This is a genomic window from Rhodohalobacter sp. (assembly GCF_034521535.1).
GTDB lineage: Bacteria > Bacteroidota > Rhodothermia > Balneolales > Balneolaceae > Rhodohalobacter.
The window spans coordinates 529,283-545,441 of the sequence record NZ_JAXHMF010000002.1 but is presented as its reverse complement, the minus strand read 5'-3'; the positions used below and the strand labels follow the sequence as shown (position 1 = coordinate 545,441).

Annotated in this window: 13 protein-coding genes; 3 read left to right on the top strand and 10 right to left on the bottom strand. The window is 45.6% G+C overall.

Annotated features, from left to right (window positions below):
- Positions 1 to 34: 34 nt before the first annotated feature.
- The 5 genes from carB to U5K35_RS04695 all read right to left on the bottom strand — a co-directional run bounded on the left by carB (position 35) and on the right by U5K35_RS04695 (position 6,565).
- Positions 35 to 2,863 (bottom strand): carbamoyl-phosphate synthase large subunit, encoded by a 2,829-nt coding sequence (gene carB / locus U5K35_RS04715; RefSeq protein WP_322570313.1) that lies wholly within the window; start codon positions 2,861 to 2,863, stop codon positions 35 to 37.
- A gap of 143 nt (positions 2,864 to 3,006) precedes the next feature.
- A complete protein-coding gene (locus tag U5K35_RS04710) occupies positions 3,007 to 3,324 on the bottom strand; it encodes a glutamine amidotransferase-related protein (protein ID WP_322570312.1) in 318 nt (105 codons plus the stop codon).
- The gene (locus U5K35_RS04705) at positions 3,302 to 4,111 is read right to left on the bottom strand and encodes a carbamoyl phosphate synthase small subunit (protein ID WP_322570311.1); all 810 of its coding nucleotides are present in this window, start codon (positions 4,109 to 4,111) and stop codon (positions 3,302 to 3,304) included. Before U5K35_RS04705 ends, U5K35_RS04710 begins: the two co-directional genes overlap by 23 nt.
- Before the next feature lie 355 nt (positions 4,112 to 4,466).
- Positions 4,467 to 6,176: an AbgT family transporter gene (locus tag U5K35_RS04700; RefSeq protein ID WP_322570310.1), complete on the bottom strand. Its 1,710-nt coding sequence runs from the start codon at positions 6,174 to 6,176 to the stop codon at positions 4,467 to 4,469.
- A gap of 35 nt (positions 6,177 to 6,211) precedes the next feature.
- A complete protein-coding gene (locus U5K35_RS04695) occupies positions 6,212 to 6,565 on the bottom strand; it encodes a hypothetical protein (RefSeq protein ID WP_322570309.1) in 354 nt (117 codons plus the stop codon).
- A gap of 263 nt (positions 6,566 to 6,828) precedes the next feature.
- On the opposite strand from U5K35_RS04695, the gene sucB reads away from it, so the two are divergent.
- From sucB to panD, 3 genes are all read left to right on the top strand, one after another.
- Positions 6,829 to 8,628, top strand: a complete 1,800-nt coding sequence (gene sucB, locus U5K35_RS04690; protein WP_322570308.1) for a 2-oxoglutarate dehydrogenase, E2 component, dihydrolipoamide succinyltransferase — start codon at positions 6,829 to 6,831, stop codon at positions 8,626 to 8,628.
- Positions 8,629 to 8,722: 94 nt separating this feature from the next.
- Complete coding sequence (panC, locus tag U5K35_RS04685) at positions 8,723 to 9,571, top strand: pantoate--beta-alanine ligase (RefSeq protein ID WP_322570307.1); 849 nt, start codon at positions 8,723 to 8,725, stop codon at positions 9,569 to 9,571.
- 15 nt (positions 9,572 to 9,586) lie between these two features.
- Positions 9,587 to 10,003 carry an aspartate 1-decarboxylase gene (gene panD / locus U5K35_RS04680; RefSeq protein ID WP_416221580.1) on the top strand — a complete coding sequence of 139 codons (417 nt, stop codon included), beginning with the start codon at positions 9,587 to 9,589 and terminating at the stop codon, positions 10,001 to 10,003.
- A gap of 438 nt (positions 10,004 to 10,441) precedes the next feature.
- Here the strand turns inward: panD and U5K35_RS04675 are convergent, their stop codons facing one another.
- The 5 genes from U5K35_RS04675 to U5K35_RS04655 all read right to left on the bottom strand — a co-directional run bounded on the left by U5K35_RS04675 (position 10,442) and on the right by U5K35_RS04655 (position 15,987).
- Entirely contained in the window at positions 10,442 to 11,815 is a 1,374-nt protein-coding gene (locus U5K35_RS04675) for a dipeptidase (protein ID WP_322570305.1), read from the bottom strand.
- A 95-nt stretch (positions 11,816 to 11,910) separates the two neighbouring features.
- On the bottom strand, positions 11,911 to 12,678 hold the full coding sequence (locus U5K35_RS04670; protein ID WP_322570304.1) for an SH3 domain-containing protein: 768 nt from the start codon (positions 12,676 to 12,678) through the stop codon (positions 11,911 to 11,913).
- Complete coding sequence (locus U5K35_RS04665) at positions 12,675 to 14,474, bottom strand: BatD family protein (RefSeq protein ID WP_322570303.1); 1,800 nt, start codon at positions 14,472 to 14,474, stop codon at positions 12,675 to 12,677. The genes U5K35_RS04670 and U5K35_RS04665 overlap by 4 nt, the downstream gene beginning before the upstream one ends.
- Positions 14,440 to 15,153, bottom strand: a complete 714-nt coding sequence (locus U5K35_RS04660; protein ID WP_322570302.1) for a tetratricopeptide repeat protein — start codon at positions 15,151 to 15,153, stop codon at positions 14,440 to 14,442. Before U5K35_RS04660 ends, U5K35_RS04665 begins: the two co-directional genes overlap by 35 nt.
- Before the next feature lie 72 nt (positions 15,154 to 15,225).
- Entirely contained in the window at positions 15,226 to 15,987 is a 762-nt protein-coding gene (locus tag U5K35_RS04655) for a YebC/PmpR family DNA-binding transcriptional regulator (RefSeq protein ID WP_322570301.1), read from the bottom strand.
- Positions 15,988 to 16,159: the final 172 nt, after the last annotated feature.

Below are 16,159 nucleotides of genomic sequence, written 5' to 3'. Positions count from 1 at the left end.
ATCAGTGTGATCAGCGCAACCAATCAGCGAGTTTTTACTTGCTCAAATACAAACTCTTAAACTCATACGGTTTTTTGAAGTGATCATCGTTGAAGTCCTTGGCGAAGTAGATGCTCTCACCGGTTGATTTCATCTCAGGACCCAACTCTTTCTTCACCTCAGGGAATTTATCAAATGGGAACACCGGCTCTTTGATGGCCCAGTTCTTCAGTTTCGATTTCAGATCGAACTCTTTGAGTTTTGCGCCCAGCATTACTTTTACTCCAATGGCCGCTTCGGGAATCTGGTTCGCTTTGGCCAGGAACGGGATGGTTCGCGTGGTTCGTGGATTGGCCTCCAGCACATACACCTTCTCATCCTTCACCGCATACTGCACGTTCAGGAATCCGAGGATCTCCATGTTTTTAGCGATTTTCAACTGATACTCTTTGATGGTTTTGATGACCTCATCACTCAGAGAATAGGGAGGCAGCACCGCTGTGGAATCTCCGGAGTGAACACCGGCCGGTTCGATATGCTGCATGATTCCGGCAATGTGAAGCTGATCTCCATCGTACACCGAATCCACATCCACCTCTACGGCATGCTCCAGATACTTATCGATCAGGAAGGCATTTTCGGGATGGGTTTTGAGGATGTTGGCTACATATCCTCGAAGCTCTTCTTCTTTCACCGCGATCCGCATTCCCTGTCCGCCGAGCACATAACTTGGTCGGATGAGTACCGGATAACCAATCCTTCTGGCAATGCTCAAAGCTTCTTCCACCTCTCTTGCTGTACCGTATTCCGGGAAAGGGATATCCAACTTCTTGAGGAATTTGGAGAATTCTCCGCGATCTTCAGCAAAGTCGATCATTTCAAAGGCTGTTCCGAAAATCCTGATGCCTTCCTCCACAAATCGTTTACCGAGTTTGAGAGCAGTCTGGCCACCGACCTGCAGAATCACTCCTACCGGTTTTTCGTGATCGATGATATCCAGCACACGCTCCCAGTACACCGGCTCAAAGTAGAGCTTGTCGGCAAAGTCGAAGTCTGTTGAGACAGTTTCCGGATTACAGTTCACCATGATGGCTTCATAGCCCATCTCTTTGGTGGCAAGTACCGCATGCGTACAGGAGTAGTCAAACTCGATGCCCTGTCCGATCCGGTTCGGGCCACTTCCGAGGATCAATACTTTTTCCTTATCGGTGACTTCGCTTTCGTTCTCGCCTTCGTAGGTTGAATAGTAGTAGGGAGTTTGCGCCGGGAACTCGGCCGCACAGGTATCTACCATTTTGAAAGACGGGGTTAGTCCAAGTTCTTTTCGGCGATCACGAACTCTCTTATCGTCTACTTTTTCTCCACTCTTGCTGAGCAGGTAAGCGATCTGCGAATCCGAGAAGCCCGCTTGTTTCAGTTCGAAGAAGTCATCTTTGGTAATTTCTTTGAGGTCCTGTCCTTCGGTTCTGTTTTCGAGCGATACCATGTACCGGATCTGCTGCAGGTACCACGGATCTACTTTTGTGATGTCGGCAATTTCCTCAACCGAAGCTCCCAGCTTAAAGGCGTTCCGGATCTGCATGGAGCGATCCCAGTATGGTTTCAGCAGTCGCTCACGCACGGTTTTTCGATCAAATTCCTCATAACCGTCGGCTCCCAATCCATCGCGGCCTACTTCCAGTGATTGCCACGCTTTGTTCAGTGCTTCCGGGAAGTTTCGTCCGATGGACATCACTTCACCAACGGCTTTCATCTGGGTGGTCAGCTCTTCGTCCACATTTGGGAATTTCTCGAAGTTGAAGCGCGGTATCTTGCAGACCACATAGTCGATGCTTGGCTCAAAACAGGCCGATGTGGTTCCGGTGATCTGATTTTTAAGCTCATCCAGCGTATAGCCAACCGCCAGCTTGGTTGCCACTTTCGCGATCGGATACCCGGTGGCTTTGGAGGCAAGAGCCGAAGATCGGCTTACCCTTGGGTTGATCTCGATGGCCACCAATCGGTCGGTTCCCGGCTCCATGGCAAACTGTACATTACACCCGCCGGCAAAAGTACCGATACTGCGCATCATCTTGATGGCGGCATCCCGCATGTGCTGAAGCTGTTTATCGGAAAGCGTTTGGGTTGGTGCCACCGTTACGGAATCTCCGGTGTGTACTCCCATCGGGTCCATATTCTCAATAGAGCAGATGATGATCACGTTGTCGTTGGCATCACGCAGAAGTTCCAGTTCATATTCCTTCCACCCAAAAATGGACTCTTCAATCAACACCTCGTGTACCGGACTCATCTCCAGCCCGCGCAATACTTTTCGCTCAAATTCATCCTCATTCCATACGATACCGCCTCCGGCTCCGCCCATGGTAAATGATGGGCGAATGACGATCGGCACTCCTCCCAGTTCTTCCTTGATCTCTTTTGCATCCAGCAGCGATTTTGCTGAGCGGCTTTTACACTGCTCAATCCCAATTTCTTCCATTTTATCCCGAAAAAGCTGCCGGTCTTCAGTCAGCTCCACCGCATCAATATCCACCCCGATAATGTGGATGTTATTCTCTTTCCAGAAGTTCACCTTTTCCAAATCGCGGCAGAGGTTCAGCCCGGTTTGTCCCCCCATCGTTGGGAGTACGGCATCGGGTTTTTCCTTGGCTACAATTTCCCGGATGGAGTCTGTGGTCATCGGCAGCATATATACAGCATCGGCCATAATCGGATCCGTCATGATCGTTGCCGGATTCGAGTTGATGAGTACGATCTCATATCCCTCTTCCTGAAGGGAGCGGCAAGCCTGTGAGCCGGAGTAGTCAAATTCGCAAGCCTGGCCAATTACAATAGGTCCTGAACCAATGATCAAAATTTTGTGGATATCGTCGCGTCTGGGCATGTTTGAGTTTCGTTATTTGTTAATTCTTCAATGGTATAGTGGTTATTTGAATCTCGAATAATGAATATTGAACATTGAATACTGAATGGATTTTTTGACTTTCACTTCGTTATTGAATATTCCTCTGTTCAATATTCGATATTCTATTTCTGCTCTTTCATCATGTCAATAAACTGATCGAACAGGTATGCTGAATCATGCGGGCCGGGTGAGGCTTCGGGGTGATACTGCACCGAGAACCCCGGGAAGTTCTTGAACTTCAGCCCTTCAATGGTTCCGTCATTCAGGTTGATGTGAGTGACTTCTGCTATCTTCTCATCAAGTGAGTCTTCAGCTACCGCAAAGCCGTGGTTTTGGGTTGAAATCTCCACCAGTCCGGTCGAAAGATTTTTTACGGGCTGATTGGCTCCGCGGTGACCTACAAACATCTTGGTGGTTTTAAGTCCTTCGCTGAGTGCCATCAAGCTGATGCCCGAGACAAATTCCAAATACCGGCTTTCCGGTCTCCTTGGCGTAATTCACAGTTTCCAGTGCATATTCGGCTGTTGCGGTTGGGTCGCCCGGGCCGTTGCTGAAAAAGTATCCGTCGGCTTTCCACTCTTTAATTTCCTCTACAGATGTTTTTGCGGGGAAGATCCGCAGTGTGCATCCGCGCTTGTTCAAATTGTTAATGATGTTCTGTTTGATGCCGTAGTCGAACGCAGCGACGCGGAAATCATCCTTCCCGTTTACGGTTTGAGCTTCCGAGCGGGTTACTTTGGTAGCCAATTCCAGGCCAACCATGTCATCCCACTCTTTGGCCATTTGGACAAGTTTCTTTTCATCCATCTCTGTACTGGAAATCACGGCGTTCATCACTCCCTTTTCTCTTACATGCCGGACGAGTTTCCGGGTATCCACTCCGGAAATTCCTGTAATTTCATTGTACTCCAGATATTCCTGAAGGCTTCGGTCGGCCATCGGGTTGCTGTATTCGTGAGAAAATGCACGGCAGATCACACCTGCAACCATCACCTTACGGGCTTCATCGTCGCGGGGTTGAGTACCGTAGTTACCGATGTGCGGGTAGGTCATCATCATTAACTGACCGTAGTAACTGGGATCTGTGAAGATTTCCTGATAGCCGGTCATGCTGGTGTTAAAACAGAGCTCACCGCCCGTGATGCCTTTATGACCGATGGCTTCTCCGTAGACAACGGTTCCGTCGCTAAGTGCAAGTATGGCTTTATTTCGTGGATTTAGAGACATTTATCAGATTGGTTTCTGGTTTTTTGAAAGGTGAAATGAGCCTTACTCCACACGCTTTGCGTATGAGTATTGTGATTTGTAAGGCTGTTTAAGACAAGTTTTGAGAGAGGAACTTCAAAATTTAGCCCAAAAAAAATCCGACTACGGAAACCGTGTCGGATTAGGGAATTGGTATTGACAGTTAAAAATGCCATTAATTGCACAACCTCCATCTTTGAGTTTGTGCTGGCAGAAATTCAATTCTATAGATTACTGTCGGGATGATTTTATTAAATGCTTTTTTGAAGTTTGATCAAGATAAGGAGTGGGAAGATTTGATTCAACGTTCTTTAGGATTTTAATAAATCAACAAGAATTAATTTCCTCCGGCCGCTCCCTCAATCATATAGTAGATCTCTTCACCCGGACCTACCGGAATTCCAAGACCGAATACCATTATATAGAAGAGTATAATCCAGCCTATTAAAAAGAAGATACTGTACGGCAGCATCATGGCGATAATGGTTCCAATTCCCAGATCTTTATCATACTTGTTGGCAAAGGCCAGAATCAATCCAAAATAACTCATCATCGGGGTGATGATGTTGGTTACGGAATCACCTATTCGATAGGCTGCCTGGATCACCTCCGGTGTGTAACCGATCAGCATCAGCATGGGCACGAAAATAGGTGCGGTTACCGCCCACTGTGCGGACGCGGAGCCGAGCATCAGGTTTACAGATCCGGATACCAGGATGAACCCAATGAAAATAATCGGTCCGGTGGCTCCCATGCTTTGCAGGAATTCGGCACCTTTCACGGCGAAAATCTGGCCAAGATTACTCCAGCCGAAGTAAGCCACAAACTGAGCGGCAAAGAAAACAATTACGATATAGAGTCCGAGAGTAGACATGGCGTTCGACATCCCTTTAATGATGTCGCGGTCTGACTCCATGGTTCCTACAAGTTTTCCGTACACAAATCCGGGGACAAGGAAGCAGATGAAAATAAATGCCACAACACCGCGGAGGAATGGAGAGTCTTTCCAGTCGCCTGTTTCGGGATTTCTTAAAATTCCGTTTTCCGGTACAATTGTGAGTGCTAGAATAGCAAACATAATAACGATGGAGACCCCGGTCCATTTGAGTGCGCGAATCTCTTTTTCAGTCAATGGATCCATGGAAGCTTCGTCGGAGAGATCTTCCATTGCCATGCTTTCGTCATATTCGCCTAGTTTTGGCTCAACAATCCGGAGCGTTACAAATGCACCGAGAGCTGTAATCATAAAGGTACTTACAAACATAAAGTAATAGTTGGCGGTAGCGACAACCACGTAGTCGGGGTCAATCAGGTTGGCTGCTTCCTGAGTAAGTCCGGCCAGCAGCGGATCGATGGTTCCCAACAGAATATTGGCACTGTATCCTCCGGACACACAGGCAAAAGCACATGCGAGTCCGGCCATTGGGTGACGGCCCATGGAGTGAAATATGACTGCGGAGAGAGGCACAAGTACCACGTAGCCCATTTCTGAGGCTGTGTTTGAAATCACGGCTGAGAAACAGATCGCAATTGTCACCAGGTTTTTCGGCGTAACAATAAATCGATAGATTCTTTTTGGGACTGCAGTAATACCGGATCCAACTTTGCCTTCCGGCTTGAATGATGCTGCTTTGAGTACAATACCCCGAATTACAGCGCTTATCAAGCCTGAATGCTCTGCAACGCCCACTCCCAACAGAGCTACCAATACAACGCCGAGCGGGGCAAAACCTGTAAAGTTGGAGACCATATTTGTAACGATCATTCGAAGGCCTTCGGCGTTCAGCAGGCTAACCGGTCGGATGATTCCATCCGGTGCTCTTCCTCCGGAACCTTCAGGCCGAGGATCGGCAGCGCTCCAGTCCATCCATTCGGCAAATCCACTCAGTAAGACTACGCCAAAAGCAAAGAGCGCAAAGAGTGTAACGGGGTGTGGCAGCAGATTCCCGAGCCATTCAACAAAGTCTAGAAAACGGGTAAATAGTGTTCTCTTCTCTTTATCCTGTTCGGGTACGTTTGGATCATCTGTTTTTGGATATTCACTCATAAAATCTAAAGAGGTCTAACGGGTTAAGTCGGTTATCACTGATTAGGGGTACCGGTTTTAAAGGCGGAATTGAAGAGGAACCCTGTGGATGCTGCTACGGCTCCTAACACGCCTCCAACAATAAAAGTAACTAAGAGAACATTTTCTGCACTGTTTACCTGAAGCATGGTTGCTATGCGATTGGTAAGGATACCTTCATTCATAATGTGGATGTAAAATGCCTGAACAAACCAGGCAAACCCAACACCTGAAAATCCGATCAGAAAAGCGTGCAGCCAGCGGTCGAGCATCAGTGCACCAACAGCAATTGCCGGTAAAATGCTAATCCACCAGGGGAAGAAAAGATTTAAAAACCAGGTTAGGGCAAAGATGATAAAGAAAGCGAGCATAGGTATGACTCAAGTTTGAAATTACATCTATGGAGTATATCAGTTTAATCTGAAATCTGAAATTAAACTGTGGATGATATTCTTTTGGCGCAACGGAATTTAAAATAATGCATAAAACTTTTAAAAAAGCGATTTTCTTTACCGTGAGCGGGGCAGAACTTATCGTCTCAATTTTGATCTGATATCGATTATTCTGATCTTTCAGCTCGTTATTTTATAGCGCTTAAAATACATTCACAAATAGAAATTAAGTATACATCAGCATGGCAAAGGTTGAAGTCGTGATGCCCCAAATGGGTGAATCCGTAATGGAAGGAACCGTTATTGAGTGGGCTAAACAGGTAGGTGACAAGGTAGAAGTAGACGAGACGCTTCTTGAAATTGCAACAGATAAGGTAGATACCGAAGTCCCTTCCCCCGAATCAGGAGTACTTGTAGAAATTTTAGTAGAAGCTGATGAAACTGTAGAAGTGGGTCAGGCGATAGCCATTATAGATACTGACGGTGATGCATCCGCCACAGCTTCTGATGATTCCGGAGATGATGAGGAAGAGGAGTCTTCTGATGAACAAGAAGAATCATCTGATGAGGATGCAACGGAAGAAGTGGAAGAGGAAACTGTTCCTGAAGCATCTGAAGCTGAATCCGATTCTGATTCTCAGTCTGACTCCGACTCAGGCGGATCTGATGAAGGCGAGCGCATTGAGGTTGTAATGCCACAGATGGGCGAGTCTGTGATGGAAGGTGAGGTCATCGAATGGCTGAAGAGTGTGGGTGATACCGTAGAGGTAGACGAACCGCTGCTCGAAATTGCCACTGATAAAGTGGATACCGAAGTTCCATCACCCGAAGGCGGAACACTCGTGGAAATTTTAGTAGAAGCCGGCGACACTGTTGAAGTGGGTCAGCCAATTGCAATTATCGGAACCGGAAAAGCTGCCTCAGGCGGATCATCAGCACCTAAGAAAGAGTCTAAGCCTAAAGCTGAAGAGAAAAAACAGGAAGCATCGGATCAGGAAAAATCAGAACCGGCACCTGCAGCCGCTGAAGGTTCGGAGCCACAGCGAGTTGGAAGTGATGGACGTTTCTTCTCTCCTTTGGTTCGATCGATTGCCAAGGAAGAGGGAATCAGCCAGGAAGAGCTTGAATCTATCGAGGGCAGCGGTAAAGATAACCGTGTGACCAAAGATGATGTTCTTCAATATCTTGAAGATCGCAAGGCTGGCAAGGCAAAAGCCCCTTCTGCTTCTAAAAGCAGTGGATTGTCCAAGCCGGGAGCATCTGCTTCAGGTAAAAGTACCGGTAAGATTTCGGCAGGCGAGTTGAATATCTCCAGCCCGGACGGGAATGTTGAAGTCATTAAGATGGACCGCATGCGCAAGATGATTGCAGAGCATATGGTTCGATCCAAGCAGACTTCCGCTCATGTAAGTACGTTTAGCGAGGTTGACGTAACCAACATCGTGAATTGGAGAAATGCGAATAAGAAGAAATTCCAGGAGCAAACGGGTTTGAAACTGACCTACACTCCGATCTTTATTGAAGCCTTTATTAAGGCTATCGGTGAATTCCCACTGATAAACAGTTCTGTGAATGGTGATGAGATCATCCTGAAGAAAGATATCAACTTTGGCCTTGCCGTTGCGCTTGGCGAAGGCGGTAAAGGTGGACTGATTGTTCCTGTGATCAAAAAAGCACAGGATCTGAACTTGAAAGGAATTGCCAAAGCCGTTTACGATCTGGCGAGTAAAGCTCGAAATAAAGAATTGAGTCCGGATGACCTGGTAGGCGGTACCATAACATTGACCAACTACGGAAGTGTGGGTAACCTGATGGGAACGCCGATTATCAATCAGCCGCAGGTAGCTATTCTGGGTACCGGTGTGATTGAAAAACGTCCGGTTGTGATGGAAACATCGCAGGGCGACATGATCGGAATCCGCCACATGATGTTCCTTACTATGACTTACGACCACAGAATTATTGACGGTGCTCACGGAGGTGCGTTTACAACCCGGGTTAAAGAGTTACTCGAAGACTTTGATCCCGATCGCGCAATTTGATATCGGATGAAATAGAGTGCATTTAAAAGAAGCGGCATAAGTGATTGTGCCGCTTCTTTTGTTTAGTTTACATATAAAAAATGAATCACACAGAATGGACGTTTGCAAATCAATAGATGAAATTCGGGAAGTTGTTAAATCATTAAAATCTCAGGGGAAGCGAATAGGTTTTGTTCCAACGATGGGCGCTTTGCACGAGGGGCATTTGTCGCTAATTCGACAGGCAAAAGAGAAAGCGGATGAAGTGGTCGTTTCTATATTTGTGAATCCTGAGCAGTTTGGTCCGAATGAAGATTTTGAGAGCTATCCGAGGGAGATGGAAGAAGATCTGAAGAAGTGTGAAGATGAAGGTGTATCTGTTGTTTTTGCTCCAAACCGGGACGATGTATATGATGAAAAGAAATACATCCGGATTGAAGTAGATGAACTGAATCGCCATATGTGCGGCGGAAGCCGGCCAGGTTTTTTTGAGGGAATTCTGCTGATTGTCAACAAACTGTTTAATATTGTGAGCCCTGACGTGGCGGTGTTTGGTCAGAAAGATATTCAGCAGTTTCAGATTGTGAGCCGAATGGTTTATGAGTTCAATCACAATATTGAACTGATCATGGCTCCTATTGAGCGGGCAAACGATGGGCTGGCACTGAGCAGCAGAAATAAATACTTGAGTTTAGAGGAGAGAGAAATTGCCCCGGGACTCTACAGGGCGCTGAATTACATTGAGAAGCAGATCCAAGGTGGCGTGGATACACCTTCACTTTTATTGAAACATCAAAAGAGTGAGCTTGAAGCAAAAGGGTTTAAAATTGATTATCTTGATATGTTTGATAAAAAAACATTACAGCCTGTAGAAACGTTATCAAAAGGCAGTGAATATATTCTTGCCGGCGCCGTATGGCTGGGCAAAACACGTTTAATAGATAATTTTTTGATTGAATTGTAAGAAGTACGTCTTGATATGAAACTTTCGATGTTTAAATCCAAACTGCACCAAATGCGGGTAACTGAAGCGAACCTGATGTACGAGGGGAGCATCACGATTGATGAGGATTTGCTGGACATGGCAAATATTCTACCGTATGAAAAAGTGCAGGTGGTAAATATTACGAATGGATCACGCCTGGAAACCTATACAATCCCGGGTGAAAGAGGCAGCCGGATATGTTGTCTGAACGGAGCTGCAGCACGACTCACACAGGTGGACGATCGCGTAATCATTATGGCATACGCTCAGATGGATCCGGAAGAGGCCAGAAACTACAAGCCTACGGTTGTTGTGGTAGATGAGAACAACGAACCGAAAGATGTGCTTGAAAATGTGAGCCACGGTAAAAAATACGGACTTGAAAACGGAATGATTGAGAATCCGAATTAGAGAAAAATTCAGAGACATTAAAAAAAGCCCCGATTTGATAGATTCAGATCGGGGCTTTTTTTGTGAGATCATTTCCCCCTTTGAAGTGGGCTAGGACGTTTAAGCGCTAGTTATTTTTTATCAAAAAGTTGTTGGAATATGTAGAATCCCCTCCTTATGAAGGAGGGGCAGGGGTGGTTGGATCATAAATAATTTATAAAAAAGTGTGAAAAATGAGCTCAACCTGTTTGAACCTCCCCTTAATGAGGTTGTCCAAAAAGGTACATCAGTTCGAATAGCGCTTAAATAATTTAGCTTTCTCATTCAGACTCACCCTATATCCCTCTCTAACTAATAGAGAGGGATATAAAGTTTAAATTATTTAAGCTTGGTTCTATGTTGACTCACTTTTTGGACAGCCTCAAATTGATCCAAAATAGAGTGCATCATTCCTCTTAATTACCCCGAATACTCCGGTAACAGTTCAAAAAACTTAGCTGAAGTCTGGATTCCACGGTGAAAATCTTTCAGAGAAAAACTCTCATTGGGTGAGTGCAGGGCATCTTTGGTTTGTCCAAAACCCATCAAGATTGAGTTCACACCCAATACTTTTTTGAAATCGGCAACAATCGGAATGGAACCGCCTTCACGGGCAAACAGCACATCTTTGTTGTATACCTTTTCAAAAGCTTTTGCGGCAGCCTTTAATCCATAAAAATCGAGATCTATCACAACAGGGTGGCCACCGTGATGCTCTTCCACTTCAACGGTCAAGGTTTCCGGTGCAATGGATTTTACGTAATCGGTAAACAGTTTTGCGATTTTCTTGGGATCCTGATCCGGAACCAGTCGCATGCTAATTTTGGCTCCCGCTTTGGCAGGAAGTACCGTTTTGGCACCTTCACCCTGGTATCCGCTCCATAAACCGTTTACATCCAGTGATGGCCGGGCAGACTCTCGCTCTAAAGTGCTGTACCCTTTCTCACCGTGAAGGGCTTTTAAATTTAAATCTTTTTTGTAGCCCTCTTCATCAAAAGGCAGCTTTTTATATGCATCACGCATCTCGTCCGTCATCGGTTCCACATCATCATAAAAACCGGGTATCTGAATAACTCCGTTTTCATCTTTCAGCTTTGCGATGATTTCAGCCAGCGAGTTGGCCGGATTTTCTACCGCCCCTCCAAACACACCGGAGTGGAGATCACGGTTTGGACCTGTAACGTGAACTTCCATGTAAGCCAAACCCCGTAATCCATATGTAATGGACGGCTGATCTTCACCGAACATGGCTGTGTCGGAAATCAGAACCATGTCGCATTCCAAAAGATCTTTATTCGCTTTAATGAATGGAATCAGATTTGGTGATCCGATCTCTTCTTCACCCTCAAGAATAAACTTCACATTAACGGGAAGATCGGTTCCGGTTTTCATGTAGGCTTCAATCGCTTTCACATGGGTGAAGGATTGTCCTTTGTCATCACTCGAGCCACGAGCATAAACACGGCCCTCTTTTACGGTTGGTTCAAACGGAGGTGTTTTCCATAATTCATCGGGATCGGAAGGCTGCACATCGTAGTGCCCATAGATTAGAACCGTGGGCCGATCATCATGCGGACATTTTTCGGCAGTGATAATCGGATGTCCTTCCGTTTCGTGCAGAGTAACTTTGTCCAGCCCGATCTCGTTAAGCTGATCAATTAAAAACTGTGCTGCTTTTTTGACGTCCCCTTTGTGTTTAGAGTCCGTACTCACACTTGGAATACGGAGAAAATGAAATAGTTGTTCTTCAAAGTTTTTAGCGTTTTCCTGAATATATTTTTCTACAGAACTCATAATAAATTTTTGTCAGTTAGATTCTTAAAAAGATACGTTTTTAACGGCTGAATGTCATTTGAGATTGGGATGTTTCAAACTGTGAAATGATATTATTACAGTGCTTTTACGGCTTGATTCTCGATCCAGCCTTTCATCCCGTTTTCCAGGCGGATATAAATCCATTCTTGCTGGTTTTCACTTTCGTGATAGTCTACTCTTACGGTATATCCTTCGTACGCGGTGCTTACTTCACCCGAAGATGTGTCGGGTGATTGATAGACGATTGACTGCTCCTCAACCACAACTCCTGTTCCATATCTGCTGTCGAAGTATTGTATGTAAAACGCAGTAATAAAAAGCAGGAGCGACATTACTACAGAGCTAATGCCGGCGTAATAGGAGTAAGTGCGAAATTTACCGTAAAACCAGAAAATCAAAATCCCGGCTATACCCAAATAGAGAAATGTTAGTGCCATTGAGTAGAGGGAAGATGCTCCAACCTGATTATTGAGATAGTTGGAGAACCGTTCCCAGGGTAAAGTTGGGAGTGTTGCCGAACGGCGGTTAAAGCGTTCGTTTACGTACTCAATTGCGTTTTTGGCATCAGCTTTCGTTTCCGGATAATCAGAAGATTTTAGAAAGTAGTATTTAGCCAATCCAAGTGAGTCAAGTTGAGTATAGGCGATGCCGATATTGAACCACAGTGCGCCGGAATGATGTCCATTGTCGGCTATTTGTTGATATTGGGAAATCGCCTCCCGATAGTTTTGCTGCTGAAGCTCTTCAGTTGCCCGATCAAAGTTTGATTGTTGAGCAAACGCAAGCGAAGGAGCAAACAGGGAAGCCGCTAAAAAAAGGAGTGCAGTAGAGAGTGTTTTCAAAACAGCTTTTTTAACTCTTTAATTAAACGTTCCGTTTTGTCGATATCAGCCTGCTGGTCAGCCATGGAGCCGGCCGGAGCGTAGCTGATGGTTGCGCATTTGTCCAAAAGTTGTTTCAAAAGCTTTACAGTTTCTGAATCAGCGTTTTCCTCTTTTACTTTTTCAATCAGATCAGAATCTGAAATACCTGCTTCCGGGAGTCCGGCTTTGTCGCTGATGAAGCCGGTCAGTGCTTTATGAAGCTGATTATAGAGCTCTTTCGGTTTCTGGTTTTCATGAGCTTGTTTTGCCTGTTCAATTCTGGCTTCAGCTTTTTCCAAGGCATTGTAACTGCGGGAATAGTTTCGATCCGTTTTCAGGCGATCGAGCTGATTCTTTTTCAAATAACCGGCTATTAGCGCTATAAACGGAACTCCCAATAAAATCCAGAATAGTGAGGTTTGGTGCAGCGGTGTACTTTCCGGATTGTTCCACACGGCAAGTCCTGTAATAGGGCCGGGCAAGTCTTGGTTGGAACCGGATGTTGCGGCTAAATTTCTGCTTGAAGACGGATTTGCAGTAAAGGATACTGTCGGCAGTGTAATATATTCGTAGCGACTATTCCGGGCGTCAAAAACGGCGATTTTCTGTTCGGGAATAGTGTAGCGACCCGGTGCGCGAGGAACAAGAAGTTCAGTAAAAGTTTTATCTCCACGGATACTCAGCCCCCGGCGCTCAACATTGCTGCTCTCCTCCGGAGTATAGAGATCTAAACCGTCCGGAAGGTCATAAATCGGCCGGCGCAGAAGGGGTACATTTCCGGTGCCCCGGATCGTGGTGGTCAGTTCCACGGTTTCGCCGGTCACAACTTCAGTTCGATTTAGGCTTCGATCAATATTCAGATCTCCAACGGCATTAATGGTGACGGCATTCTCATCTGCTTCCGGCAGCGGCTTTACGTTTATGTCAATGGGTTCAGACTCAAGACTTACGCGACGTTGATTAACGCCACCTCCAAAAAAGCTGCCAAATGGATCGTTTCGCGTGGGTCGGGTTCGAACACCTACACTCATCGGGTATTCAGCCAGGGTAAGTTCACCATTTTGGCTTGGGAAAAGTGCGTAACGAAGCAGGGTGGCCGTTCGATAGCGGACTCCATTCAAAATAACAGATTCAGGTTCCGGCTGACGCGTATTCTCAAGTTCTTCCTTCCAGAATCCGTCGGTTCTCCATCCCGCCGTTGGCTGAAAGGATGTGATCTCAATACCTTGCTTAAAATATAGTACAACACTTGCTACAATCTGCTGACCTGTAACGGGATTTTCATCGTCCAATTCAATTTCAAGGAAAATATCCGGGAGTTGCTCGCTTCCGTCAGTTGAGAGATTTCCTTTTTCGATAATCTCAATCTGAATAGGATCGGTGGTTCGTGTTTCCCCGTCAATTTGGATGGAAACCGAAGGGATTGTGTGAACTCCTGTATCTCTTGCAATCAAGGAATAACTATAGGTAGTACTGGTGGTGGTTCTGCCATTTATTATGGAGATACTTGTGCTTCGCGAAGGAGTAGAAGATAGCACACGCACCCCCGATAGCTGAGGCAGAGTTGGCAAGGAGACATCCCGCATGGATGATCCGGAAACTTCAATACTGAGGTTGAATTGCTCACCTACAAAAATTCTGTTTTCAGAAACGGTGGCTTCCAGGGTAAAGTCCTGAGCAAAGAGATCAAGAGGAAGTAACAGAGCAGGAAGCAGCCCCAAAAGGAATAAGATTGAGAATTTACCAGTCTTTATCATTTTGCTGTCTTCTGACATTGGCCTCTTTTTCACGATTTTCCAGAAGTTCTCGTTCGATCTGTTCCAGCGCGTCCAGGATGTTTTCCGCTTCTTGCTCACTCATATTTGTGGGCTTCGGAAGCTGCTCTTGATCTTGTTGTGACTGATCCTGATTCTGAGGCTTCTGGTTGGGATCCTGCTGCTGATTTTCATCCTGATTTTCATCATTCTCCTGATCGTCTTCACCTTCAGAATCGTCCTGATCTGATTTCGAGTCTTGTTGCTGGTCTTGCTGTTGTTGCTCTTGCTGCTGTTTTAATCGCTGAGCCAGTTCATAGTTAAAACGTGCATCTTCATCATCCGGATTTTTACGCAGGGCTTCCCTGAAATGGGAAATAGCTTCATCAAAATTTTCCTGTTCAGAAAGCAGCTTGCCCTTGTTGTAATCAGCCAGAGCTTGCTGATTAATCTCTTCAGTCATATTTCTGAACTGTTCATAAACTTTCATTGCTTCCTCGGTGTACCCGGCCTTGGCCAAGGCATTTCCGAGATTGAAATAGAGACGTGAGTTATCCGGATTTTGATCTATAGCCTGTCTGTAGAGCTCTACAGCAAGTTCATAGTCTCCATTCTTAAATGCCTCATTTGCTTTGCGGGCATCATTCAGAGATGACGCAATAAATAAGAAGCCGATAATAAGTAGAATCAACTTATTCATGTGAGTATATCAATTTTGTCAACAGCTGCTGAATAAACGGCTCAAACAGAGATGAAGTATGGAAGAGATCAATCAGGATTCTTCATCGAGAAGAGCCAGTGTTTCCTCATCCAGTTTCAGATTGGTGAAAATGTTGGACACATCGTCATTATCATCAAACTTGTCCATCATTCTTAAATTTTTGCGGGCTGTATCCGGGTCGGCAGATACTTCAGTCATTGGAATACGAATTAGCTCGGCACTTTCCACTTTGATATCATTCTCTTCCAGATTTTCACGCACATCAAAAAGCTGCTCTCTGGAAGTGATGACTTCGAAGAAATCGTCCTCAATGTTTACATCTTCCGCGCCTGCGTCAATGGCCGTGAGCATAAACTCGTCCTCATCAAGCCCCTCGGCATTCACCTTTATAGAGCCCTTTTGCTCAAACAGGTAGGCCACAGAGCCGTCTGTTCCCAGATTTCCGCCGGATTTGGTAAAGATGTGGCGAATCTCTCCAACCGTTCGGTTCAGGTTGTTGCTTGTGGCTTCCACAAAGTAGGCAATACCGCCCGGGCCGTATCCTTCGTAGGTAACCTCCTCGTAGTTACCGGATCCGTCATCCAGTTCACCGGTCCCCTTTTTGATGGCACGTTCAATATTATCCTTGGGCAGGTTTACGGCTTTTGCATTTTCGATAGCCAGCGATAACCTGGGGTTTGAGTCAGGGTCGCTACCGCCTTCACGAGCTGCAACCGTCAATTCACGGATATGCTTGGTGAAAACTTTTGCTCGTTTGGCGTCTTCCTTAGCTTTTTTATGCTTGATGTTAGCCCATTTCGAATGTCCTGCCATGAGTATATAATCAGTGTTTAAAGGGGAAATTGAAGTGATAAATATAACGGAAATGTCAAATTTCACCTAATGTCTTCTTCGCAATCCGGAAATATTGAGTATGAATAAAACGAATATTAGGAACGGTTTGTTTTTAAAGATCAATTTAGAGCAGTGTAAGTATATTGGTACA

Bases quoted from the DNA above. Each gene is read 5' to 3' on its own strand.
- carB (WP_322570313.1), bottom strand. From the start codon at position 2,863: ATGCCCAGACGCGACGATATCCACAAAATTTTGATCATTGGTTCAGGA.
- U5K35_RS04710 (WP_322570312.1), bottom strand. From the start codon at position 3,324: ATGGCACTCAGCGAAGGACTTAAAACCACCAAGATGTTTGTAGGTCAC.
- U5K35_RS04705 (WP_322570311.1), bottom strand. From the start codon at position 4,111: ATGTCTCTAAATCCACGAAATAAAGCCATACTTGCACTTAGCGACGGA.
- U5K35_RS04700 (WP_322570310.1), bottom strand. From the start codon at position 6,176: ATGAGTGAATATCCAAAAACAGATGATCCAAACGTACCCGAACAGGAT.
- U5K35_RS04695 (WP_322570309.1), bottom strand. From the start codon at position 6,565: ATGCTCGCTTTCTTTATCATCTTTGCCCTAACCTGGTTTTTAAATCTT.
- sucB (WP_322570308.1), top strand. From the start codon at position 6,829: ATGGCAAAGGTTGAAGTCGTGATGCCCCAAATGGGTGAATCCGTAATG.
- panC (WP_322570307.1), top strand. From the start codon at position 8,723: ATGGACGTTTGCAAATCAATAGATGAAATTCGGGAAGTTGTTAAATCA.
- panD (WP_416221580.1), top strand. From the start codon at position 9,587: ATGAAACTTTCGATGTTTAAATCCAAACTGCACCAAATGCGGGTAACT.
- U5K35_RS04675 (WP_322570305.1), bottom strand. From the start codon at position 11,815: ATGAGTTCTGTAGAAAAATATATTCAGGAAAACGCTAAAAACTTTGAA.
- U5K35_RS04665 (WP_322570303.1), bottom strand. From the start codon at position 14,474: ATGTCAGAAGACAGCAAAATGATAAAGACTGGTAAATTCTCAATCTTA.
- U5K35_RS04660 (WP_322570302.1), bottom strand. From the start codon at position 15,153: ATGAATAAGTTGATTCTACTTATTATCGGCTTCTTATTTATTGCGTCA.
- U5K35_RS04655 (WP_322570301.1), bottom strand. From the start codon at position 15,987: ATGGCAGGACATTCGAAATGGGCTAACATCAAGCATAAAAAAGCTAAG.